The following is a 21,785-nucleotide window of genomic DNA, read 5'->3' as shown; positions in this document are numbered from 1 at the left end:
TGGGGTGCCATAGCGCCCCAAAACACTCACGGCCCCCGGTCAGGCCAAACGCCCAGCCAGCCGGACCGATTCATCGGGGCCAGACATGCCAGGCAGGGATGGCGAACGTCCACATCGGACGTGCTCAGTGCTGGTGCGTGGATTCCACCGTGTACAGGTGTGGTTCGTACTGGTCCGCGAGTTCGGCCGCCTGCCGCATGTGCTCCTGGGCGGTGGGGTTGCCGAGCATGGCTCGGAAGTCGTCTGCGGAGCGCCACTGGGCGTAGTTGACCACCTTGCCGCCGTCGGTGCTGGTGTGGATGTTGGCCGAGATGAAGCCGGGGAGGTGCTGCATGACCTCCTCGGTGGCGCTGGTCAGCAGCTCCGCGAGGGCGCGCTGCCGGTCGGGCTGGACGGTGAAGACGTTGATCAGGGTGGCGATCGGGGCGTCTGTCGAGATGGTGGCCACGGCGAGCTCCTTTGTCAGGTTCCTTACAAGGGCCGATTATGTGTAAGGTTCCTGTCATGGGTCAAGAGGGCGTCCGCCAACGGGTCGGCTACCTGGTCAAGCAGGTGCAGCAGTCGTTCCACCGGGCCAGCGAGGAACGCCTCCGCCCGCTCGGCCTGTCGATGTCCCAGTACGCGGTGCTGCGCGCGTTGGCCGACGCGCCGGGAGCACCGGCGGCCGAGCTCGCCCGCCGCACCTTCGTCACGCGCCAGTCCCTGCGCGACGTGCTGAACGGCCTCCAGGCGGCCGGGCTGGCCAGCGTCGCGGAACGGGCCACCGCCGGTCGAGCCCGGCCCGTCAGCCTGACCGACCGCGGCCGGGCCCTGCTCGACGAGGCGGATGCCATCGTGTTCGACGTCGACGCACGCATGACGTCCGGTTTTGCGCCCGAGGACGTGCAGAAGCTGGCTGCACTGCTGGCCACCTGCGCGGACAACCTGGCCTGATCGCTCAGCCCAGGTCGGCGAGCTTGCGCTCGAGAACCGACCGCTCGCGCTCGTTCCCGCACAGCTGGAGGGCGCGCTGCAGCTCGGCGCGTGCCTGGTCGGTGCGTCCGAGGCGGGTGAGCAGCTCGCCGCGGACGCTGGGCAGCAGGTGGGAGTTCGGCAGCGCTCCGCCAGCCGCCAGTTCGTCCACGATGGACAGCGCGGCGGCCGGTCCGCTGGCCATGCAGACCGCGACCGCCCGGTTCACGTCGACCACCGGCGACGGCGCGAGTCGACCGAGCGCCTCGTAGAGGAGCACGATGCGGTCCCAGTTCGTCTCGTCGACCGAGGCCGCGACGGCGTGGCACTCGGCGATCGCCGCCTGCAGGCCGTAGGCGCCGAGACCCCGACCGGACCGTTCGGCGCGGGCCAGCGCGGCTCGCCCCCGGCGGATGGCGGAGTGGTCCCAGCGGCGGCGGTCCTGGTCCTCCAGCAGCACCGGCTCGCCGTCCGGGCCGGTACGCGCCGGGAAGCGCGCCGCGGTCAGCTCCAGCAGCGCCAGCAGGCCGTGGACCTCGGGCTCCTCCGGCATCAGCCGACTGAGCACCCGCGCGAGGCGCTGCGCTTCGCCCGCGAGGTCGACCCTGATCAGCTCGCTGCCGGAGCTGGCAGAGGAGCCCTCGGTGAAGATCACGTAGATCGCGCTGAGCACCGAGCCGAGCCGCTCGGCGCGCTCGGCGGCCGCGGGCACGGCGAAGGGCACCCGGGCCGCGGCGAGCGTCTTCTTCGCCCGGGTGATCCGGGCCTGCACGGTGGCGGTCGGGGTCAGGAACGCCCGGGCGATCTCGTCGCTGGTCAGGCCGCCGATCACCCGCAGCGTGAGCGCGATCCGGGACTCCGGCGCCAGCACGGGGTGGCAGGCGGTGAACATCAGCGCCAGCACGTCGTCGTCGATCCGGTCCGGGTCCCACAGCACGTCCCCGGCGGTGCCGTCCTCGCCCAGGTCGCGGGCGAGGACGGCGTAGCGCTCGTCGAGCGCGGACCGCCTGCGGAACGCGTCGATCGCGCGGCGGCGGCCGACGGTGAGCAACCAGCCCGCGGGGTTGGTCGGCACACCATCGCGCGGCCACGTCACGAGGGCCTCCGCGAACGCCTCCTGCGCGAGGTCCTCGGCGAGCGCGAGGTCACCGGTGTAGCGGGCGAGCGCGCCGACGATCCGCGCGGACTCGATCCGCCACACCGCCGCGACCGCGTCCCGGCCGGTGCTCAGAGCTGGCCGGTCGCCTCGCGCCACGCCCGCTCCTTCTTGATCCACTCGTTGTCCTGCGGGAACTCGTCGATGCTGGCGATCCGGCGGATCTCGCACTTGGTGCCGGGCCCGGCCATCGGCGCCCGCTTGGCCCACGCCACGGCCTCCTCCTTGGAGGCGACGTCGACGATCCAGTAGCCGCCGAACAGCTCCTTGGTCTCGCCGTAGGGGCCGTCGGTGACCACCGGCGGCTGGGACGAGTAGTCGACGACCACGCCCTCCTCGGCGTCGTCGAGGCCTTCGGCGGCGACGAGCACGCCCGCCTGGATCATCTCCTCGTTGAACCGGCCCATCGCCTCGATGATCTCGCCGAAGTCGACGTCCTTGAACGCCTCGTACGACTCATCGGTGGCCCGCATGATCAGCATGTACTTCACGGTTCTGCCTCCCTGGACTGGGCGGGCCCGGGTTGGCCCGCACCCTTGGGTCGAACGGGGTGCACCGAGGATCGACACGCCCGCGGACTTTTTCTCGCCGAACGGATCGGGCCAGCTTACGGCGCGAAATCGGGTTGATCGCGGATTCGAGCTGCGCCAGCATCGGTACCGTGCTGATCCGCGCTGCTGACCCGGGTGAAGCCGCTGTGCTGAGCGAGCTGGCGCTGCGCTCCAAAGCGCACTGGGGCTACGACCAGGAGTTCCTGGAGATGTGCCGGGCCGAGCTGACCCTCCGGCCGCAGGACCTGGTCGACCAGCGGGCGACCGTGGCGCAGGTCGGGGACCGGGTGGCCGGTTTCTACACCCTCGCCGGTCAGGCGCCCGAGGGCGAGCTGGCCTGCCTCTTCGTCGAACCGGACCACATCGGCAGCGGCGTCGGCACCCGCCTGTGGCAGCACGCCGCGGACACCGCCCGCGCTCTCGGCTTCGAGCGGTTCACCATCGACTCCGACCCCTTCGCCGAGGACTTCTACCTGAAGATGGGCGCGGTCCGGACCGGTGCCACGCCCTCCAGCTCCTTCCCCGGCCGGGAACTCCCGCAGCTGACCTACCACCTCGCCTGACGCGCCTACGACGTGCCCGTGGTCGGCGGGTTCGTCGTGGTGGGCTCCGTCGACGGCGTGGTCGTCGGCGCCGTCCCGGTCGGTTCGGTGGTGGTGGTCGGTGTCGGCACCGTCGTCGTGGGCGGTTGCGTGGTCGTCGGCGGGAGCGTGGTGGTCGTGGTCGGCGGCGGTGCGGTCGTCGGGTCCGTCGTCGGGACCGTCGTTGGCGGGACCGTGGTCGGCGGGTCGGCGGTCGTCGTCGGCGCGGGGCCCGTCGGCGGGGCCGTCGGAGGCTCCGGGGCCAGCGCGGGAGGCCGGGGCGAGGTGCCACCCGGCTCGGCGGTCTGCGGATCCGAGCGCGTCACCGGGTCCCTCGAGCCCGCATCCGGTGCGCTCGGTGGCGGCGCCGGTTCGGGCGCGGGCGGAACCGGGAGCCTCGCGACGACCGGAGCGCCCGGTGCCGTGCCGACCTGCGGCGTGAACTGGCCGTCCGGGCCGCTGTCCACCGGCTTCTCGGTGAACGGGGGCAGCCTGCTGAAGATGTCCGGCGGGATCAACCCGAAGAACGGGTCCGCCAGCGGCGCGGTCAGCACGTAGCAACCGGCCGCCACCGATGCGCCGAGGAACGCCGTGGCCAGCGCGACGCGGAACTGCTTGCGCAGCGGCAGCCGCGGGTTCGACGGCGGGACCGGGGAGGCGAGCGGCTCGTCGGTCAACCAGCGCCGCACCGCGGGACCGCCGCGCGCGTGGGCCGACCACACCCGGCCGAGCCACGTCGTGGCGTTGTGCAGGCGGCCGCGCAGCGCGGCGACCGGCAGCGGGTGCGCCGACAGCGGTGCGCGCACCCGTGCGGACTCGGCGTGCTCGACGTCGCGGACGATGCTGCTGAGGCGCTCCTGCAGGAGCACCGGATCGGTCGGGGCGGGCATGGCCTCACCCCTCGGCGTCGCCGAAGCGGAGGCTGGACAGCGCCACGCCGTCGTAGCGCCACCACCGCTCGGTCGACAGGTCCAGGATCCAGGCGTCCTGCTCGCGCAGGACCAGCCCGACCCGCAGCGCCCGGTGCCGGAACGTCGCTTCGTCGATGGTGCCGTTCTCCAGCTCGTCGAGCAGAGCCCGGTAGTCCGCCATCGCCTTGCCGAGCGCGGGCGGGATGTCGACCGCGCCGGCGCCACCGGTCCGATGCCGGATGTTCATGGAGCCACCCCCCCAGAGGCACGTGTACGTCCGTCCACGCGACCCCAGAATGGCCCGGGTTGTGCAGGGGCGAAAGTCCTAGGAGTGGGAAAACCCCTGATCAGGAGCGCTTGGAGAAGCGGACCGAGAGCCACTGGACCGATTCGCTGACCGCTGCCTCCAGCGGTCCGCGGCGGAAGAACCGCCGCCAGGCCAGCGGGAACAGGACGGCGAAGACCAGGAACAGCTCGGGCATGAAGGTGCAGATGAACGCCACCACGCCCTCGGGCACGTGGCCGTCGCGCGGGAACGCGGGCATGCCCGGCAGGTCGGGGAGGTCCGGACCCATGGCCGACAGCTGCGCCAGCGGCTCGGGCACGCCGCTGAGCGCGTAGCCGCCGACGACGATCAGCCAGGCCAGCGTCGCCGCGTGCAGGGCGTACAGCGTCAGCGCCATCGACCCGGCGGTGGCCAGCGGCTTGAGGAACCGGCCCGCCCGGTCGGCCAGCATCAGGCACAGCGCCAGGATGACCAGCGAGATGCCGCCGGAGTTGAGCAGTTCGAAGGTGGTGCCGCTGTGCGCGGTGGTGGCCAGCAGCCAGTTCGGGTGCTCGACCGGAACGGTGCCCTCGGTGGGCTGCGGCAGCTCACCGCCGACCGCCCCCACCAGCCACTCCGACACCCGCGCCGCGGCGATCGACACGGCGAGACCGGCCACCGCCAGCCAGCACCGGACCTTCGTCGACCGCAGGTCCAGGCGTCCGACGGCCATCCCGAGCAGCACCAGCGGCAGGTAGGAGGCCACCGGGTAGAAGCCGAGCAGCAGCAGGTCGAAGATCCCGGCGTTGGCGATCAGGTGGCCCGGGTCGACCGCGTTGACCGCGGTCACCAGCCAGGCCAGCGGGGTGTCCCCGGCGATCCAGGTGCGCAGCACGAACGACAGCTGCGGACCCACCGCGGCCGCGACCGCCGCCGCGATCAGCAGACCGCGCGCCCGCAACCGGATGAACGGCACCGCGAGCAGGAAGTACAGCCCGTAGAACGGGATGATCACGGTGAGCAGGAAGCCGGTCGCCTCGGTGGCCTTGGCCAGCGCGATGCCCAGCACCAGCAGCAGCAGCGCGCGCAGCGTGATCTTGAGCCGGGCCTGCCGCAGGGCATCGCCGGTCGGGGGAGTGGTGCGCCCGGACAGCAGCGCCAGCGACACACCGGCCAGCAGCGTGAACAGCGCGGTGGAGCGACCGCTGGAGAACTGCGCGACCCACACCTCGGGCATGCCGGTCAGGAACGGCACCCCGAAGTGGATGCAGAACATGCCGAACACGGCGAAGAACCGGGCGACGTCGACCCCGACCAGTCGGCCGGTGCGTGGTTGCGTCCGCGTCCGAGCCGTGCTCGTCGTTCCGGGCGCAGTTGCAGTCATGGCTTCCAGCGGGGTCTAGGGGCGTCTTCCGAACAACGTTACCCAGGTTAGAACGAGCCCCTGCACCGCCCGTTGCGGCCAGGAGGCAGGGCTCACACCAGCCAGGCGGCGGTACCGGGCGGCAGGTCCTCGCCGTCCAGCGGGCGCGAGGACAGCAGCAGCTCCCCGGGCGGCAGCGGCACCGGGGCCGGTGAGGTGTTCAGCGCGCAGATCAGGCTGCTGCCGACCCGCCGGAACGCGAAGCAGTCCTCGGGTGCGCCGAACCACTCCACCTCGTCACCGGTGAACGCCGGGTGGCTGGTCCGGGTCTCCAGCGCGTGCCGGTACAGCGACAGGGTGGACCGCTCGTCCTCCAGCTGCGCTTCGACGGTGAACGCGGCCCAGTCCGCCGGGATCGCCGACCAGTCGCCGGCGGCCTGGGAGAACCCGAACGGAGGCCGGTCGCCCTCCCACGGCATCGGGATCCGCTCGGTGCCCGGCAGCCCCAGCTCCTCGCCGTGCCGCAGGCACACCGCCCCGGGCAGCGCCAGCTGCACCAGGGCCATCGAGCGGACCGGGGTCAGCGCGGCGTCGTCCCGGCTGCGCCGGGTGTCGCGGCTGGCCATCGCCCACGCCGTGCGCGGCCCGGGGGCGGCCAGCGCGCTGGTGATGACCTTGCGCAGCGGACCGGCGGCGAACCCGGCGATCGCCAGGTCGAGGTTGAACGACAGGTGCCAGTCACCGGTCCCGATCACCACGCGGTCCGGGTGGTCCGCCAGCACCGACCGCACCGCGCCGGTCGGGTCCTCGCGCGGCGCCAGGTGGAACCCGTCCGCGCCGTGCGCCAGCCAGGGCTCGAGCACCGCGGCGGGGTCGCCGCGCGCCGGGTCCACGTCGAGCGCGAGCATCACCCGCATCCCGGCGTCGTGCGCCTCGGCCAGCAGCTCGGCGAAGTCCGGTGTCGCCGGGTCCAGCCCGGCGACACCGGCCAGCACGACCGCGTCCACCCCGAGCAGCTCCAGGTAGCCGAACCGGCCGCGCAGGCCTCCGAGGTCGCCGACACCGTCGCCGTCGCCGTCGGCGAAAGCGCCGACGTCGACCTGGTAGCACACCGCGTCCCACCACCACGGCCGATCGCCGTGGTCAGCCCGCGCACCCGCCGCCCGCATCACCGGATCCCTCACTCGAAGCTCTCCGCCACCCGCACCGCTGCGCACAGCGAGCACGGGAACCGTCGTCTGGTCAGAACCAGGAGTTGACCATGCTCTCGGCGGCCATCTCCAGGTACTGCCAGAGCTGGTCGCGGTGCTGCGGCGACAGCTCCGCCTCGTCGACCGCGATCCGCATGCAGCGCAGCCACGCGTCCCGCTCGGCCGGACCGATCTTGAACGGGGCGTGCCGCATCCGCAAGCGAGGGTGCCCGCGCCGGTCGGAGTAGGTGTGCGGACCGCCCCAGTACTGGATCAGGAACAGCCGCAGCCGCTCCTCCGCCGGGCCCAGGTCCTCCTCGGGGTAGAGCGGGCGGAGCAGCTCGTCCTTGGCCACCTCCTCGTAGAACCGGGCCACGATGCGGTGGAAGGTCGGTTCGCCGCCGACCTGCTCGTAAAAGCTCGCCACGGAAGTCACGGCGCCCATCCTCTCAGGGACGACCCCGGTGGTGTCACGGCTGCACCGGGCTCGTCGGCGGGACCGGCCGACCGTACGGGTACGGCGGCTCGATGTCCTCCTCGTCGTAGGCCCGCTTGATCTCCGCCCGCAGCCGGCGCTGTACCGACCACTGGCGGCCGGGCCGGACCTTGACGGTCAGCCGCAGCGTGACGGTGTCGGCGGTGATCTTGTCCACGCCCAGCATCTCCGGCGGGTCCAGCACGTCCTTGGACAGCGGCTCGCGGTTGGTGGCGTCGGTGGCCACCTTGGTGGCGACCGTGATGGCCTTCTCCACGTCGCTGGTGTGCGAGATCGGGAAGTCCACCACGGCGTACGCGAAGCCCTGGCTGGAGTTGCCGACCCGCAGGATCTCGCCGTTGCGGACGTACCAGACGGTGCCGTTGATGTCGCGCAGCGTGGTCACGCGCAGGCCGACGGCCTCCACGGTGCCGCTGGCCTCGCCGAGGTCGACCACGTCACCGACCCCGTACTGGTCCTCGACCAGCATGAACATGCCGGACAGGAAGTCGCGCACCAGGTTCTGGGCGCCGAAGGCGACCGCGACGCCGAGCACACCGGCCGAGGCCAGCACCGGCGCCACCTGGATGCTCAGCTCCTGCAGCACGTAGATCGCGGCCAGGCCGAAGATCACCAGCGAGGCGATCGACTTGAGCACCGAGCCGATGGTGCGGGCGCGCTGCAGGCGCCGCTCCGAGAGCAGCTCGGCGGTCAGCGCGTCGGTGCGCTTCTCCCGCAGCGGGTTCAGCAGCTTCGGGGGCTTGCCGTTGCCGCGGGTCAGCCGGTTGATCGTGCGGTGCACCAGCCAGCGCAGGATGAACGCGACGATCAGGATGAGGGCGATGTTCAGCGGTTTCGCGATGAGCAGGTCGGAGTAGGAGGCCAACCACTCGTTGCCGGTCCAGTTGTAGATCGTGCTGCACCAGCCCGGTTCGCTGACGCACTCCGGTTGGGTCAAAAGCGGCAGTTCCATGGGTTCGGGGGTTCTCCATGCTGTCGTTCAAGATCCCGCGACGTGTTCCTACCGTCGCGTGCGCGAACCGCACCAACCCGAGCATCGTGCGCGCCCCGCCGCGCACGAGACTCGACCTTCTCGGCTGCCCGGCCTGAGTTCGGGGCTCAGTCCAAGGTCAGCCCGGTGGCCTCCGCGAGGAAGGCGAGCTGGTCGGTCGCCAGCCCCACAGTACGGGAAACCGAGCGCGCAGCATGCCCCACCTCGGTCTCCCGGCGCAGCAGAATCGGACGTTTCGCCGGGTCGGAGCTCGTGGCGTGCTGCAACGCCGCGCACATCTTGCGGGCGTGATTCGGGTCAACCCGGGTGTCCGACTCGAAGACCGTGAACAGGACCGAGGGGTAGTCGGTCTGCTCGGCCACGTTGTGGTACGGCGAGTAGGACAGCAGCCAGCCCAGCTCCTCCGGGTCCTCGGCCGTGCCGTACTCGTCGTTCCAGGTGCGGCCCAGCAGGAACTGCTCGTAGCGGACCATGTCCAGCAGCGGCGCCGAGCACACCACGGCCCGGTAGAGGTCCGGGCGCTGGGTGAGCGCAGCGCCGACCAGCAGGCCGCCGTTGGAACCGCCGGAGATCGCCAGCTGGTCCGAGGTGGTCCAGCCCTCGTCGATCAGGTGCTGCGCGGCGGCGTGGAAGTCGTCGAAGGTGTGCTGCTTCTGCTCGCGCATCCCGGCTTCGTGCCACTCCTCGCCCTCCTCGCCGCCGCCGCGCAGCGACGGCAGCGCCCACACACCACCGGCGGCCACCCAGGCCAGCGCGGACGGGGTGTAGCCGGGCTCGCGGGACAGCGAGAACCCGCCGTAGCCGGTCATGAACGCCGGGCGCGGGCGGTCCGGCTCGGCGGCCGGGCTGAGCAGGAACATCCGCACCGGGGTGCCGTCCAGCGACCGGTAGGTGACCTGCTGGGTGTGCACCGCGGGCAGCTCCACGGCGCCCGGCGCGCGCTGCTCCAGCGCGACCTGACCGGTGCGGTGCGAGTAGGCGTGCACGCAGGGCGGGGTGGCGAAGTCGGTCCAGCCGATCCACAGCCGGTCCCGGTCCTGGTCGGTGTCCTCGTCGACCGAGGTCAGCGCGGTGACCTGGCCGGTGCCGGGCAGCGGCACCTCGCCGGTCCGGCGCCCGGTGGCCGGGTCGTGCAGCGTCACCTCCGACACCGCGTGCCGGGTGCGCAGCACGACCAGCTGCGGGTCGCCGTCACCGGTGTCGAACCAGCGCACCGCCTCCAGCACCGAGTCCGGCTGCTCGGCGATCAGCTCCGTCCAGTGCTCCGGTTCCGGCCGCTGCGGGTCGGCCACGCACAGCCGCCAGCGCGGCGCGTCCAGCGTCGTCATCACGTACAGCCGACCGTCGCGCTCGACCCAGGCGCCGACCCGGTAGCCGTCCGAGGTGTCCACGACCTGCCGCAGCTCGGGCACCTCGCCGCCGGCGGTCAGGTCGGCGATCCACACCGAGTCCCGCCGGGCGGTGCCGGGGCTGCCCTCGACCACCAGCCAGCGGCCGTCCCGGGACACCCGGGTGCCGTAGTAGTAGGTGGGGTCCAGGCCGTCTCCGTGCACCAGCAGGTCGGCGGTGTTCGGGTCGGTGCCCACGCGGTGCCGCCACACCCGCCGGTGGAACTGCTCCTCGCCGTCGGGCACCAGCTCGGGGGCGAGCCGCCGGACGTAGAAGTACTCCTCGCCGCCGGGCAGCCAGGAGATCGTCGAGTAGCGGCAGCGGTCGATCGGGCCCTCGACCAGCTCGCCGGTGGCCACGTCCAGCACGTGCAGCAGCGACTCCTCGTCGCCGCCGACCGAGATCTGGTACGCCAGCCGGTCGCCCTCCAGGCTCGGCGACCAGCTGTCCAGCGTGGTCAGCCCGGACGGGTCCATCGCCGCGACGTCCAGCAGCACCCGCTCGCTGCCGTCCCGCTCGCGCACGTGGAGGACCGGGAACTCCTGGTCGGGCTCGCGGCGGGTGAAAAACGCGCGCCCGTTGCGCCACGCGGGGGCCGACACCGAACCGGCCGCCAGCAGCGAGCGCATCCGCTCGGCGACGGCCTCGCGCCCCGGCAGCGCGTCTAGCCAGGTGCGGGCGAGCTGGTCCTGCGTCGCCGACCACGCCTCGGTGCGCGGGTCGGCCGGGTCCTCCAACCACCGGTAGGGATCGGCCACCTGGTGGCCGTGCAGGTCCTCGACGATGTCGTCGCGATCGGCGGTGGGGTAGCGCAGCTGGGCTTGAGCGTCGGTCACGCCCGCGACGATACGTGGCCGGGGCACCGGTGAGTTGATCTCGGCGCGCCGGATTCACCGGAATCGAGCACCGGCGGCGAGCTCCGTTGCCGGAGGGGGCCTTGATCCAGAATGATTGACCCAGGTTCACCGCCGCACCGGCGCGGCGTGTCGAATCACACGTGCGTTCGGACGGGGTTCTGTGCTGAACTTTGCCCGACACCGGTGGAGGTGGTCGCGTGCCCGACCGACAACCGACCCGACAACCGGCGCTGAAGGCGACCAGCCTCGCGTCGCGGGCCCCGCTGTGCCCGGCGAGCCGTGGTGCCACGCCGCAGCTCGACCGGCCTCCCGGTCACGCGCCGTCCTGGCGCAAGCGGCGGGTCCTGCTGCTCAACACCACCTTCGAGCCGCTGACGGCGCTCCCGCTGCGCCGCGCGATCGTGCTGCTCGTCTGCGGCAAGGCCGAAGTGGTGCACGGTGATTCGGCCGGCATGGTGCTGCACTCGGCGAGCGCTGCCGTCGAAGTCCCGTCCGTGATCCGGCTGAGCAACTTCGTGCGAGTCCCGTACCGCGGCCGGACCCCGTTGACCCGCGCAGCGCTGATGCTGCGGGACAACCACCGGTGCGTGTACTGCGGTGCTCGCGCCGAAACGATAGATCACGTCGTGCCGCGCAGCCGCGGCGGCCCCCACACTTGGGAGAACTGCGTCGCCTGCTGCACCAAGTGCAACCACCGGAAGGCGGACAAGACGCTGAGCGAACTGGGCTGGCGCCTGCCGGTGGCCCCGCGCGCGCCGCGGGGACGGCACTGGCGGCTGCTGGCCGGTCTGTCCGAGACGGACCCGCTCTGGTTGCCGTACCTGGGCGAACCGGCGGCCTGAAGCATCGGTGGACGACCGGGCGTGACGCGGTGCGAACTGCGCCACGCCCGGTCAGCTGATCCGCACACCCCGCTGCCCGCTGATCCGAACCCCGCGGCTGATCCGCACTCCGCTGGAAATCCGAACCCCGCGCTGCTGCCCGCTGATCCGGACACCCCGCTCGGCGCTGATGCGCACGCCCTGCTGCCCGCTGATCCGCACCCCGTGCTGCGCGCTGATCCGGACTCCGCTCCGGCCGCTGATGCGGACGCCCCGCTGCCCGCTGATGCGAACCCCGCTCTGGTTGCTGATGCGAACCCCACGCTGTCCGCTGATTCGCACGCCGCGCTCTCCGCTGATTCGCACACCGCTCTGGCCGCTGATCCGGACACCATTCCGGCCGCTGATTCGGACACCCTGCTGGCCGCTGATGCGAACACCGTGCTGGCAGCTGATGCGCACGCCCTGTTCGCCGCTGATCCGCACACCGCTCCGGCCGCTGATTCGGACACCCTGCTGGCCGCTGATCCGAACGCCGCTCTGCCCGCTGATGCGCACGCCCTGTTCGCCGCTGATCCGCACACCGCTCTGCCCGCTGATGCGCACGCCCTGCTGGCCGCTGATCCGCACACCGCTCCGGCCGCTGATTCGGACACCCTGCTGGCCGCTGATCCGCACCCCGCGTTCACCGCTGATGCGCACGCCGCGCCGGGTGCGGACGTCCTGCTGTCGATCGCTGATCCGCACACCCTCGGCGAGGCCGCTGATGCGCACGCCGCGGTTCTGGCCGCTGATGCGGACGCCGTGTTCGCGCAGTGGTCGGCGCGCGGTCAGAAGAGTGAGGGCGCTGCTCTGAGTGGCGGTTTCGAAGATCGACATTGTGTGCCTCCCGCATTCAAATGACGTTTTGAGCGCGTGTGATCAAATATGCAAGACCCATACAGGTGAAAAACTAGGAGCAGAGATCCTCAGGAACAAGCCGCCAAGTCGCCGCGCATTGCAACCTTCTGGTTGGACTCCATTCGGTGGCATCGATTAACCCGAACGAGTTACTTTAAGTGAGGTATAACACGCTTGACTAGTAACCGTACGTAGTTTCTTGGCGGCACGGTCGGCCCCGACCAGTGGAAACCCGAACGGGGACGTGCGGAACCCCGCTTCGCGGCGGCCCGCCCCGCGGCGGTGCGCGGGCGAGCCGGGCGGTGATCGACGACGCCGATCATGCACCGCACGAGGTCGTGGCGCATGGAGCGGTGGTCATCGGATACCGTACGGGCGTGACTGTCGTGGAGACTGTGCTCGCTCTGGCGGTGATCCCAGCGGCCATCTACGGCCTGATCGTGCTCATCGCGATGTGGCCGAAGCTCACCCGCCCGCGTTATCGCGCCGGGCAGAAGTGGGACTTCGCGCCGGTGTTGTGGGTGGCCAACCCGGCTGGCGTGAACAACGCCGTTCCGATGGCGGACGTGGAATCCGAGGCCGCGTCGGAGGGCGCGCGGCCCAGCACTGCTCGGGGAGGCGCACGTGGCAACTGGTGAGGTCGCGGGGCGGACCGCGGAGGCGCGGGAGCTCGCTGCCGGGGAGGCCATCACGGCCACCGGTCGGCTGTCGGTCGCCCGCCGCGTGGAGCCCGATCGCCCGGCGCTGCCGTTCAGCCCCGGCCAGCTCGCGCGGCTCGACGAGGCGCTGACGCTGTCCAGCCGCAGCACCGGCCTCGAGTTCGGCATCTACCTCGGCGACCTCGGCGAGGAGACCCGCCAGCAGGCCGAGGAGCTGCACGCCAACATGGGCCCGCGCGCGGCCGACGGCGTGCTGATCGCGGTGTCGCCGGGGCAGCGCAAGTTCGAGATCGTCACCGGCGAGGAAGCGCACCGCCGGATCCCGGACCGCAGCTGCCAGCTGGCCGCGATGAGCATGGTGGCGTCCTTCAAGGAGGGCGAGCTGATCGACGGTCTGATCAGCGCCCTGCGCATGCTCTCCGACGCTGCGGGCACCTCCTACCCGGAGTCCCGGGCGCACCACTGACCAGCGCTGCTTCGAACGGCCCGCTCGCCCGACCGGGGTGAGCGGGCCGTTCGCCGTTCAGAGCAGCCCGAAGCTCTGGAAGTTCTGGAACATCTCGTAGGTCGACGAGGTGGTGCCGACCGCGCCGGACCGGCGCGCCTGCTCGCCGTACTGCTGCTGGAGCTGCTGGCTGCTGAACACGATCACCGGGGTGTCCACGCCGAGGTCGCGGAGCTCGCGCAGCAGGGCGAGCCCGGCGTCCGGGCGCCACCTGCCGTTCTCCTTCCGGCCCATGTCCTCCACGATCAGCCGGTAGGGGCGCTGGGAGAGCTCGGCCAGCGCGGCGTCGGTGGTGGTGACCATGGTGACCCGCACCCCGTTGTCGCGGAGCTGCTCGGCCAGGATCGCGTGCGCCTGCGGCTTCTCGGCGACCCAGAGCACCGCGAAGGGCTCCGGGCCCACCGGTTCCCGCACCGGCGGCATCTCGCCGTGGCCGTTGCCGGACGGTTCGCCGTCGACGGGCAGCTCGCCGCGGCCCTCGGTGGGGAAGTCCGGCCCGTCGGGCAGGGCGGGGACCGGGGCGGCGGTCTTCGCCGGTTCGTCCGCGATGCGGGTGCGGTCGCGCTCGGCCAGCTCCCTGCTGAGCGCGCTGAGCTGCCGCTGCAGGTCCTGGATCATCTCGTTCTGCTGGTCGTTGACCTGGTGCATGGTGAGCTTCTGGCCGCCGATCTCGAACTCCAGCTCGCGCTTCTCGGCGGTGCGCAGCACCCGGCCGATGGAGCGCCGGAACACGAAGATCGCCAGCAGCGCCATCAGCGGCCACATCAGCTCGGCGACTGCAGAGATCAACTCGGGCATCGCCGCTCCCACCCCTCACGCCCCGCGGATCACGCGCACCTGACGCGTTGCACCTGTCCGATTACGATGCGTGTTCGAGGGGTGCCTTGCAAAGAGCTGCGCCCCGAACCTCGCCCGGCCGGGTGGTGGACACCGCGATTTCAATGGAAATCGCACCTCCGATTTCCATTGAAATCGCGTTCGGAACGAGGCGAGGGGCGCCTCCGGCCGGATCGGTCGGAGGCGCCCCTCGGCGGATCGGGTCAGGAGCGGTCGAACTCCCGGGCCGCCAGGGCGCGCACGATGCCCGCGCGGCCCTCCGAGACCAGGCGGCGCAGCGCCGGGGCGTGCTCACCGGCCAGCCAGGCGTCCGCGGCCGAGACCGTCTCGTCGGCCACCGCCCACGACGGGAACAGGCCGATCACCGTCGGCTGCGCGCGCTCGCTGGAGCGGCGCTGCCAGACCTCGTCGATCTCCTCGAAGTAGCGCTGGACGTACGAGGTCAGCAGCTCGCGCTGGGCCGGGTGCTGGAAGCCCGCGATGATCGCATCGCTGACCGCGTTCGGCAGCTGGTCGTCGTGGACCGCGCGCTGCCACGCCTTCTCCTTGGACTCCGGCGTCGGGATCAGCGCCCGGGCCCGCTCCGCGCGACGGCGACCGGTCGCGGTCTGGTCCTGCTCCAGCTCCGCGTCGATCTCGGCCTCCCCGGCCGCGCCGTGCGCTACCAGCGCCTGCAGCAGCGCCCAGCGCAGGTCGGTGTCCACGGTCAGGCCGGGCAGCGGGGCCGAGCCGTCCAGCCAGCCGCGCAGCTCGCCGAGCTGCTCGGCGGACAGCACCGATCCGGCCAGCGAGTTGACGAACGCCAGCTGGTGGTCCGAGCCGGGCTCGGCGGCGCGGGCCAGCTCGAAGAGCCGGGCGCTGAACCGGCGCCAGCCCTCCGCCTGCCACGACGGGTCCACATAGGACGCCAGCGCGGTCTGGGTCTGCAGCAGGACCCGCTGCACCACGCCGATCTGGCTCTCCGCGCCGATGCCGCCCTCGGCGGAGGCGCCCAGCACCAGGGTCACGAAGTCGCGGGCCTTCAGCTCGGCCTCGCGGGTCATCTCCCACGCGGTGGACCAGCACAGCGCGCGCGGCAGCGACTCGTCGATGTCGCCGATCCGGTCGATCAGCGTCGCCAGCGAGTCGGGGTCGAAGCGCAGCGAGCAGTAGGTCAGGTCGTCGTCGTTGACCAGCACCAGCTTGCCGCGGTGCACGCCGACCAGGTCCGGCACCTCGGTGACCTCACCGGTCACGTCGAGCTCGACGCGGTGCTTGCGCACCAGCTTGCCGTTCTCGTCGTCGTAGACGCCGATGGCCAGCCGGTGCGTGCGCAGCTCCCCGGCACCGGGCCGGGCGCCGTTCTGCACCACCGAGAACGAGGTGAACCGGCCCTCGTCGTCGGTGCTGAACCGCGGCCGCAGCATGTTCAGGCCGGTGGTCTCCAGCCACTGCGCGCTCCACCACGACAGGTCGCGGCCGGAAGCCTCCTCCAGCGCGCGCAGCAGGTCGTCGAGGGTGGCGTTGCTCCAGGCGTGCCGGTCGAAGTAGACCCGCAGCCCGGCCAGGAAGTTCTCCAGCCCGACGTAGGCCACCAGCTGCTTGAGCACCGAGGCGCCCTTGGCGTAGGTGATGCCGTCGAAGTTGACCTCCACGGCCTGCAGGTCCGGGATGTCGGCGGCCACCGGGTGGGTGGAGGGCAGCTGGTCCTGCCGGTAGGCCCAGGACTTCTCCACGCTGGCGAAGGTCGTCCACGCGTGGTCGTACTCGGTGGCGCCGACCTGCGCGAGCACGCTGGCCCAGGTGGCGAACGACTCGTTGAGCCACAGGTCGTTCCACCAGCGCATGGTCACCAGGTCGCCGAACCACATGTGCGCCATCTCGTGCAGCACCGTCTCGCAGCGCCGCTCGTAGAGGTAGCCGGTGACCTTCGACCGGAAGACGTAGTCCTCCAGGAACGTCACGCAACCGGCGTTCTCCATCGCGCCCGCGTTGAACTCCGGCACGAAGCACTGGTCGTACTTGCCGAACGGGTAGGGCACCCCGAACGCCTTGTGGTAGAAGCTGAAACCCTGCTTGGTCTCGGTGAACAGCCGCTCCGCGTCGAGGTGCTCGGCCAGCGAGGCGCGGCAGTAGATGCCCAGCGGGATCTCGCCCTGGCCGTCCTCGCCGGGGAAGACGTCGCGCCACTCGGCGTAGGGACCGGCCACCAGCGCGACCAGGTAGGTCGACATCTTCTCGGTGGTGGCGAAGCTGTGCCGCTTGACGCCCTCGCCCGCGTCGGCGACCTCGGCGGTGGCGTTGGAGATGACCTTCCACGAGGCCGGGGCGTCCACCGTGATCCGGTAGGTCGCCTTCAGGTCCGGCTGGTCGAAGCAGGTGAACATCCGCTTGGCGTCGGCGGTTTCGAACTGGCTGTAGAGGTAGACGCCGCCGTCGACCGGGTCGATGAACCGGTGCAGGCCCTCGCCGGTGTTGGTGTAGGCGCAGTCGGCGCGCACCACGAGCTCGTTCTCGGCGGCCAGGCCCGGCAGCCGGATGCCGGTGGACTCGTCGTAGTCGAAGACGTCGAGCTCGACGCCGTTGAGCACGGCGCTGTGCACCCGGTCGGCGACCAGGTCGATCCAGCTGTCGACCCCCGCCTGCGTGGTGCGGAACCGCACCGTGGTGGTGGAACCGAACGTCTCCACGTCCGGCCCACCCGCGCCCGCGGACAGATCCAGTTCGATGTCGTAGGACTGGACCTCCAGCAGCGCCGCGCGCTGCTCGGCCTGTTCGCGGGTGAGGTTCGGCGGGGCCACGGATCACCTCGTTGGTCGTCGGGACTGGTTGGTCCAGGCTCGCCGGGCGGCGACCTGGCGCAGGAATCAAATCACGTCCGCGCGCGGCCGCGCGCCCCGGCGTGCTGCGGCGCGGGCGCTCGGCGTGTCGGGAAGATAATCGCCCTCACCGGGGTTTGTACCCACGGCGGGTCGTGCCCGAACGTGCCCGCGAACGATCTCCCCGAGCCCTGGAGGCCGCATGACGTCCACCGCCCGCCCCCGCGTCGACTTCTACTTCGACCCGGCCTGCCCGTTCGCCTGGGTGTCCTCGCGCTGGATCCTCGAGGTCGAGAAGGTGCGCGACATCGACCTGCACTTCCGGGTGATGAGCCTGTCGGTGCTCAACGAGGGCCGCGACCTGCCGGACGAGTACCGGGAGCTGCTGGACAAGGCGTGGGGCCCGGTGCGGGTGGCCATCGCCGCGGCCAAGCACCACGGCGACGAGGTGCTGGCGCCGCTGTACACGGCGATGGGCACCCGCCTGCACGACCGGGGCGAGAAGGACTTCGACCAGGTCGTCCGCGACTCGCTGGCCGAGGTGGGGCTGCCCGCGTCGCTGGCCGAGGCGGCCGCCAGCACCGACTACGACGAGGAGCTGCGGGCCAGCCACCACGCGGGCATGGACCCGGTCGGCGACGAGGTCGGGACCCCGACCATCCACGTCGACGGGGTGGCCTTCTTCGGCCCGGTGATCACCCGGATCCCGCGCGGTGAGGAAGCCGCGAAGCTGTTCGACGGGGCGGTGGCGATGGCCAGCTACCCGTACTTCTTCGAGCTGAAGCGCAGCCGCACCGAGTCGCCCCGCTTCGACTGAGTTTTCCCGGTGTTCCCAGGAGCTGGTTCGATTCACCGGTGCGGGGTCGCGCCGAGCGTGACAGGCTCGGTGTGACGTCTGCTGTGTCGGATCAGGGAGGGTTCATGGCGGCACCGGACACCGGCCACGTCATCGGTGGTGCGCGGGTCGAGGGCGGCGGCGAGCGCATCGAGGTGCGCAACCCGGCCACCGAGGAGGTGATCGGCTCGGTGCCGGCCGGTGCACCGTCCGATGTGGACGACGCGGTCGCCGCCGCCCGCGCGGCGTTCGACGGCTGGGCGAGCACCTCGCTGGCGGAGCGGATCGCCGTGGTGCGGCGGATCTCGGCGGGGATCGCGGAGCGCCGCGACGAGATCGCGGCGACCGTGACCGCCGAGATGGGCTCGCCCATCACCTTCGCCACCAAGGTGCACGCGAGCGTGCCGGTGGCGACCTCGGCCGGGATCGCCGACGTCCTGGAGGGCGGGTTCGCCTGGACCGAGGAGATCGGCAACTCGCTGGTGGTCCGGGAGCCGATCGGCGTGGTCGCCGCGATCACGCCGTGGAACTACCCGCTGCACCAGATCGTCGCCAAGGTGGTGCCCGCGCTGGCGGTGGGTTGCACGGTGGTGCTCAAGCCGAGCGAGGTGGCCCCGCTGACCGCGGCGATCTTCGCCGAGATCGTGGCCGGGGCCGGAGTCCCGGCCGGGGTGTTCAACCTGGTGCACGGCACCGGCCCGGTGGTCGGGGAGGCGCTGGCCGCGCACCCGGACGTGGACATGGTGTCGTTCACCGGCTCAACCCGGGCCGGGCGCCGGGTGTCGGAGGTGGCCGCGGCGACGATCAAGCGCGTCGCGCTGGAGCTGGGCGGCAAGTCGGCGAACGTGGTGCTGGAGGACGCCGACCTGGCCAAGGCGGTCAAGCTCGGCGTCGCGGGTTGCTTCCCCAACGGCGGCCAGAGCTGCAACGCGCTCAGCCGCATGCTGGTGCCGGAGTCGCGGCTGGACGAGGCGGTGGAGCTGGCGGTCGCGGCGGCCGCCAAGTACACCGTCGGCGACCCGACCGACGAGGCGACGCGGATCGGGCCGATGGTGTCGGCGGCGCAGCGCGACCGGGTGGTCGACTACATCCGCAAGGGCGTCGAGGAGGGCGCGACGCTGGTCGCCGGCGGCCCGGAGCGGCCGGAAGGTCTGGACAAGGGCTACTACGTGCGGCCGACGGTGTTCAGCGGGGTGACGCCGGAGATGACCATCGCGCAGGAGGAGATCTTCGGGCCGGTGCTGTCGATCATGCCGTACCGGGACGAGGACGAGGCGGTGCGCATCGCCAACGGCACGGACTACGGGCTGGCCGGGGCGGTGTTCGGCTCGGAGGAGCGGGCGCTGGTGGTGGCCAAGCGGCTCCGGACCGGACAGGTCGACGTCAACGGCGGCCGGTTCAACCCGAACGCACCGTTCGGCGGCTACAAGCAGTCCGGCAACGGCCGGGAGTTCGGCCGCCACGGCCTCGAGGAGTTCCTGGAGACCAAGTCGATCCAGCGCTGAGCGGTCGTGAGTGCGAAAACCGGCTCCAGGCGGTTTTCGCACTCACGACTACGATCGGCGGTGTGATCCGCGACCTGCACCCGTGGCCGAGGACGGAGGCCGAAGCCGTCGCGATCCAGGAGCGCCTGCGCCCGATGGTCCGCGTCGAGGACCCGCCGCAGGTCCGCACGGCGGCGGGGCTGGACGTGGCGTACCGCGACGAGGACGAGATCGTCGCGGTGGTGACCGTCCTGGACGTGGCGAGCTTGTCCGTTGTGGACAGTTCGGTGGTGCGCGGGAAGGCGGAATTCCCCTATGTGCCAGGGCTGTTCGCGTTCCGTGAGGCGCCGCCGCTGCTCGCTGCGCTGGACGAGCTGTCGGTGCGGCCGGACGTGCTGGTGTGCGACGGCCAGGGCCTGGCGCACCCGCGCCGCTTCGGCCTGGCCTGCCACCTGGGTGTGCTGACCGACCTCCCGAGCATCGGAGTCGGCAAGACCGCGATGGGCCGCTACGAGCCACCCGGCGAGGAACGCGGCGACTGGTCGCCGCTGCGCCTGGACGACGAAGTCGTCGGCCGAGCCCTGCGCACGCAGCGCGGCGTGAAGCCGGTGTTCGTCTCGGTCGGCCACCGCTGCACCCTCGACGCGGCCTGCGACCTGGTCCTCCGCCTGACCCCGAACTACCGCCTCCCGGAAACCACCCGCACCGCCGACCACCTGGGGCGGATCTCGTAGCGCGAAGCCAGATGTTCGGTCCGTAACGTCACAAAGCTCCTGCAATGGACGGTCTGCACTCCGGAAACTATCTGCACCCGGCCCCGGTGCGTGCGATCAGCGGCCTGTCGAGGTGGTCGGTCAGACTGCGGAGCGGCGGCGGACGTCGAAGACGTCGGTCTGGTTGAGGTGGAAGACCTCGAAGAGCATGTCAGCGCCTTCTTCTCCGACGAACTCGACTTCGGCGTTCGTGATCGGCACCAGCGAGATGATCTGCAACGTCGGTGCCTGGTCGTTCGGGAAGAGGTTGAAGGCCTCGTCGAACAACGGGCTGGTGTGCGCGATGACGGCGGTGATCTCGGTGTCTTCGATGATGGGCTGGTCGTTCTGGAAGACCGAACCGTATTCCATCCCGGTCCCGTTCCGGATGATCATCGAAGCGATCGAGTCGACCAGGTAGTGCGCGATGTGCTGCTGGTCCGTCCGCAGCGAGCAGACGAGTTCCTCCGGCAGCATCGAGGTGATCGACTGGAAGCGCAGCCCGTTCGTGGCCACCGTGGTGATTCCGGGGTCGTCCTTGTGGAAGAAGACGAGGTCGTAGCCCCGGTTTCCCTCGTCGGAGCGGGCGGACTCGATCTTCTGAATGGTCCCCAGGTGCGACTTGAGGTGTTCGAGCAATCCCGTCCGGTTCTCCGGGGTGGCCATTTCGGCTCCGATCCTTGCGGTCCGCAGCCCGCTGCTCAGTCCGCCGTGCGGGGCATCCCCGCTCCGTCGATGAAGTGCTTCGGCAGGTAGTCCGATTGGTACCCGACGGCCATGCCGGTGTCGTGTGCGACCGCCGCCAAGGCCGTCGGGCCCAGTGCGAAGAACCCCTCGGGCTTGATCGAGCGTTCGTGGTTCGCGGTCCAGAAGCTCTGGTGCAGTTCAACGGATTCCTGGAGATCCGCGTTGAACTGCTCCGCCTTCCCGGCGGCCAGGTTGAAGAGCAGTTTCATGGTCGGGTAGTACCGGTAGAGCGCGATCTCCGGAGTCGCGTGCTGCAGGGAGTCGGGATCGGTCAGCTCGATGCTCCGGTTGATCTTCGGGTACAGCTCGTCCTCGCCGCGGAAGTACGTCTGGAGCGCCTCGACCCAGGCGTACATGTACTCGTCGAAGGTGCCGCCCGCGGATCGCAGCGTTTCCACGGGGAACTGGCAGAGGTCGTCCACCAGGTGACGGGCGCGGCAGATGACCGAGGCCCACAGCGCGTTGAGCCAGTTGGCCGGGTCGTGGTTGGAGGTCGGCCGAATGGACTTGATCGACAGCTGCGAGCCGACCACGTAGTTGAACTCTTCTTCGTCGGTGTTGGCTGCGGCGAAGAACGCGGATCCGGCCTGGGCGGCGAGCAGGAGGCTTGAATTCGTGCTCTCGTTCTCCGCCGCGGGGTCCTGCAGGAGCAGGTATTCCGTCCGGGTCATGGACTGCTTCGCGATCTGGAGCGCGAAATTGGGCAGGACTCCGATGTTGCCCGAGAATTCTTCGATCACCGCGGA

General features: G+C 71.1%; 22 protein-coding genes and 1 pseudogene. 9 read left to right on the top strand and 14 right to left on the bottom strand.

The window, feature by feature from the left end; translation table 11 throughout:
• Positions 1-124: 124 nt before the first annotated feature.
• Positions 125-448 carry an antibiotic biosynthesis monooxygenase family protein gene (locus F1721_RS27520; RefSeq protein WP_150069698.1) on the bottom strand — a complete coding sequence of 108 codons (324 nt, stop codon included), beginning with the start codon at positions 446-448 and terminating at the stop codon, positions 125-127.
• A gap of 56 nt (positions 449-504) precedes the next feature.
• On the opposite strand from F1721_RS27520, the gene F1721_RS27515 reads away from it, so the two are divergent.
• Positions 505-933, top strand: coding sequence for a MarR family winged helix-turn-helix transcriptional regulator (locus F1721_RS27515; protein ID WP_150069697.1), 429 nt, complete (start codon positions 505-507; stop codon positions 931-933).
• Positions 934-937: 4 nt separating this feature from the next.
• Here the strand turns inward: F1721_RS27515 and F1721_RS27510 are convergent, their stop codons facing one another.
• Complete coding sequence (locus F1721_RS27510) at positions 938-2,206, bottom strand: RNA polymerase sigma factor (RefSeq protein ID WP_246155343.1); 1,269 nt, start codon at positions 2,204-2,206, stop codon at positions 938-940.
• The gene (locus F1721_RS27505; RefSeq protein ID WP_150069696.1) at positions 2,179-2,598 is read right to left on the bottom strand and encodes a YciI family protein; all 420 of its coding nucleotides are present in this window, start codon (positions 2,596-2,598) and stop codon (positions 2,179-2,181) included. Before F1721_RS27505 ends, F1721_RS27510 begins: the two co-directional genes overlap by 28 nt.
• Positions 2,599-2,768: 170 nt before the next feature.
• Between F1721_RS27505 and F1721_RS27500 the strand changes: the two genes are divergently transcribed.
• The gene (locus F1721_RS27500; RefSeq protein ID WP_150069695.1) at positions 2,769-3,221 is read left to right on the top strand and encodes a GNAT family N-acetyltransferase; all 453 of its coding nucleotides are present in this window, start codon (positions 2,769-2,771) and stop codon (positions 3,219-3,221) included.
• Positions 3,222-3,226: 5 nt separating this feature from the next.
• Here F1721_RS27500 and F1721_RS35425 read toward each other — a convergent pair whose 3' ends face one another.
• The 7 genes and pseudogenes from F1721_RS35425 to F1721_RS27465 all read right to left on the bottom strand — a co-directional run bounded on the left by F1721_RS35425 (position 3,227) and on the right by F1721_RS27465 (position 10,680).
• Positions 3,227-4,129, bottom strand: coding sequence for a hypothetical protein (locus F1721_RS35425; protein WP_150069694.1), 903 nt, complete (start codon positions 4,127-4,129; stop codon positions 3,227-3,229).
• 4 nt (positions 4,130-4,133) lie between these two features.
• On the bottom strand, positions 4,134-4,397 hold the full coding sequence (locus F1721_RS27490; RefSeq protein WP_150069693.1) for a hypothetical protein: 264 nt from the start codon (positions 4,395-4,397) through the stop codon (positions 4,134-4,136).
• A 100-nt stretch (positions 4,398-4,497) separates the two neighbouring features.
• A complete protein-coding gene (locus F1721_RS27485; protein WP_150069692.1) occupies positions 4,498-5,799 on the bottom strand; it encodes a heparan-alpha-glucosaminide N-acetyltransferase domain-containing protein in 1,302 nt (433 codons plus the stop codon).
• 92 nt (positions 5,800-5,891) lie between these two features.
• A pseudogene (locus F1721_RS35705) lies at positions 5,892-6,350 on the bottom strand (DUF3459 domain-containing protein); the annotation flags it as partial.
• 670 nt (positions 6,351-7,020) lie between these two features.
• Positions 7,021-7,413 (bottom strand): globin, encoded by a 393-nt coding sequence (locus tag F1721_RS27475; protein WP_211840649.1) that lies wholly within the window; start codon positions 7,411-7,413, stop codon positions 7,021-7,023.
• A gap of 25 nt (positions 7,414-7,438) precedes the next feature.
• Entirely contained in the window at positions 7,439-8,416 is a 978-nt protein-coding gene (locus F1721_RS27470; RefSeq protein ID WP_150069690.1) for a mechanosensitive ion channel family protein, read from the bottom strand.
• 146 nt (positions 8,417-8,562) lie between these two features.
• Complete coding sequence (locus F1721_RS27465; RefSeq protein ID WP_150069689.1) at positions 8,563-10,680, bottom strand: prolyl oligopeptidase family serine peptidase; 2,118 nt, start codon at positions 10,678-10,680, stop codon at positions 8,563-8,565.
• Between the two features lie 218 nt (positions 10,681-10,898).
• On the opposite strand from F1721_RS27465, the gene F1721_RS27460 reads away from it, so the two are divergent.
• The 4 genes from F1721_RS27460 to F1721_RS27445 all read left to right on the top strand — a co-directional run bounded on the left by F1721_RS27460 (position 10,899) and on the right by F1721_RS27445 (position 13,547).
• Positions 10,899-11,543: an HNH endonuclease gene (locus tag F1721_RS27460; protein WP_246155342.1), complete on the top strand. Its 645-nt coding sequence runs from the start codon at positions 10,899-10,901 to the stop codon at positions 11,541-11,543.
• 21 nt (positions 11,544-11,564) lie between these two features.
• Complete coding sequence (locus F1721_RS35200; protein WP_246155341.1) at positions 11,565-12,425, top strand: hypothetical protein; 861 nt, start codon at positions 11,565-11,567, stop codon at positions 12,423-12,425.
• Between the two features lie 299 nt (positions 12,426-12,724).
• Positions 12,725-13,060, top strand: a complete 336-nt coding sequence (gene ctaJ / locus F1721_RS27450) for an aa3-type cytochrome oxidase subunit CtaJ (protein ID WP_342782948.1) — start codon at positions 12,725-12,727, stop codon at positions 13,058-13,060.
• Positions 13,047-13,547, top strand: a complete 501-nt coding sequence (locus tag F1721_RS27445) for a DUF5130 family protein (RefSeq protein ID WP_150069687.1) — start codon at positions 13,047-13,049, stop codon at positions 13,545-13,547. The genes ctaJ and F1721_RS27445 overlap by 14 nt, the downstream gene beginning before the upstream one ends.
• Before the next feature lie 57 nt (positions 13,548-13,604).
• Here the strand turns inward: F1721_RS27445 and F1721_RS27440 are convergent, their stop codons facing one another.
• Together F1721_RS27440 and pepN are read right to left on the bottom strand one after the other, a co-directional pair.
• Entirely contained in the window at positions 13,605-14,384 is a 780-nt protein-coding gene (locus F1721_RS27440; RefSeq protein WP_150069686.1) for a DNA-binding transcriptional response regulator, read from the bottom strand.
• Between the two features lie 242 nt (positions 14,385-14,626).
• Complete coding sequence (pepN, locus tag F1721_RS27435; RefSeq protein WP_150069685.1) at positions 14,627-17,203, bottom strand: aminopeptidase N; 2,577 nt, start codon at positions 17,201-17,203, stop codon at positions 14,627-14,629.
• 220 nt (positions 17,204-17,423) lie between these two features.
• Between pepN and F1721_RS27430 the strand changes: the two genes are divergently transcribed.
• From F1721_RS27430 to F1721_RS27420, 3 genes are all read left to right on the top strand, one after another.
• Positions 17,424-18,038, top strand: a complete 615-nt coding sequence (locus tag F1721_RS27430) for a mycothiol-dependent nitroreductase Rv2466c family protein (protein WP_150069684.1) — start codon at positions 17,424-17,426, stop codon at positions 18,036-18,038.
• A 104-nt stretch (positions 18,039-18,142) separates the two neighbouring features.
• Positions 18,143-19,561: an aldehyde dehydrogenase family protein gene (locus tag F1721_RS27425; RefSeq protein WP_150069683.1), complete on the top strand. Its 1,419-nt coding sequence runs from the start codon at positions 18,143-18,145 to the stop codon at positions 19,559-19,561.
• 62 nt (positions 19,562-19,623) lie between these two features.
• Positions 19,624-20,274, top strand: a complete 651-nt coding sequence (locus F1721_RS27420; RefSeq protein ID WP_211840648.1) for an endonuclease V — start codon at positions 19,624-19,626, stop codon at positions 20,272-20,274.
• Between the two features lie 120 nt (positions 20,275-20,394).
• Here the strand turns inward: F1721_RS27420 and F1721_RS27415 are convergent, their stop codons facing one another.
• Positions 20,395-20,958, bottom strand: coding sequence for a suppressor of fused domain protein (locus F1721_RS27415; protein ID WP_150069682.1), 564 nt, complete (start codon positions 20,956-20,958; stop codon positions 20,395-20,397).
• Positions 20,959-20,993: 35 nt separating this feature from the next.
• Entirely contained in the window at positions 20,994-21,779 is a 786-nt protein-coding gene (locus tag F1721_RS27410; RefSeq protein ID WP_170301618.1) for an immunity 49 family protein, read from the bottom strand.
• Between the last annotated feature and the right edge of the window lie 6 nt (positions 21,780-21,785).

This window comes from Saccharopolyspora hirsuta, assembly GCF_008630535.1.
Taxonomy (GTDB): Bacteria; Actinomycetota; Actinomycetes; order Mycobacteriales; family Pseudonocardiaceae; genus Saccharopolyspora; species Saccharopolyspora hirsuta.
Note: the sequence above shows the minus strand (reverse complement) of the source record. Positions and strands in the feature narration are given on the sequence as shown.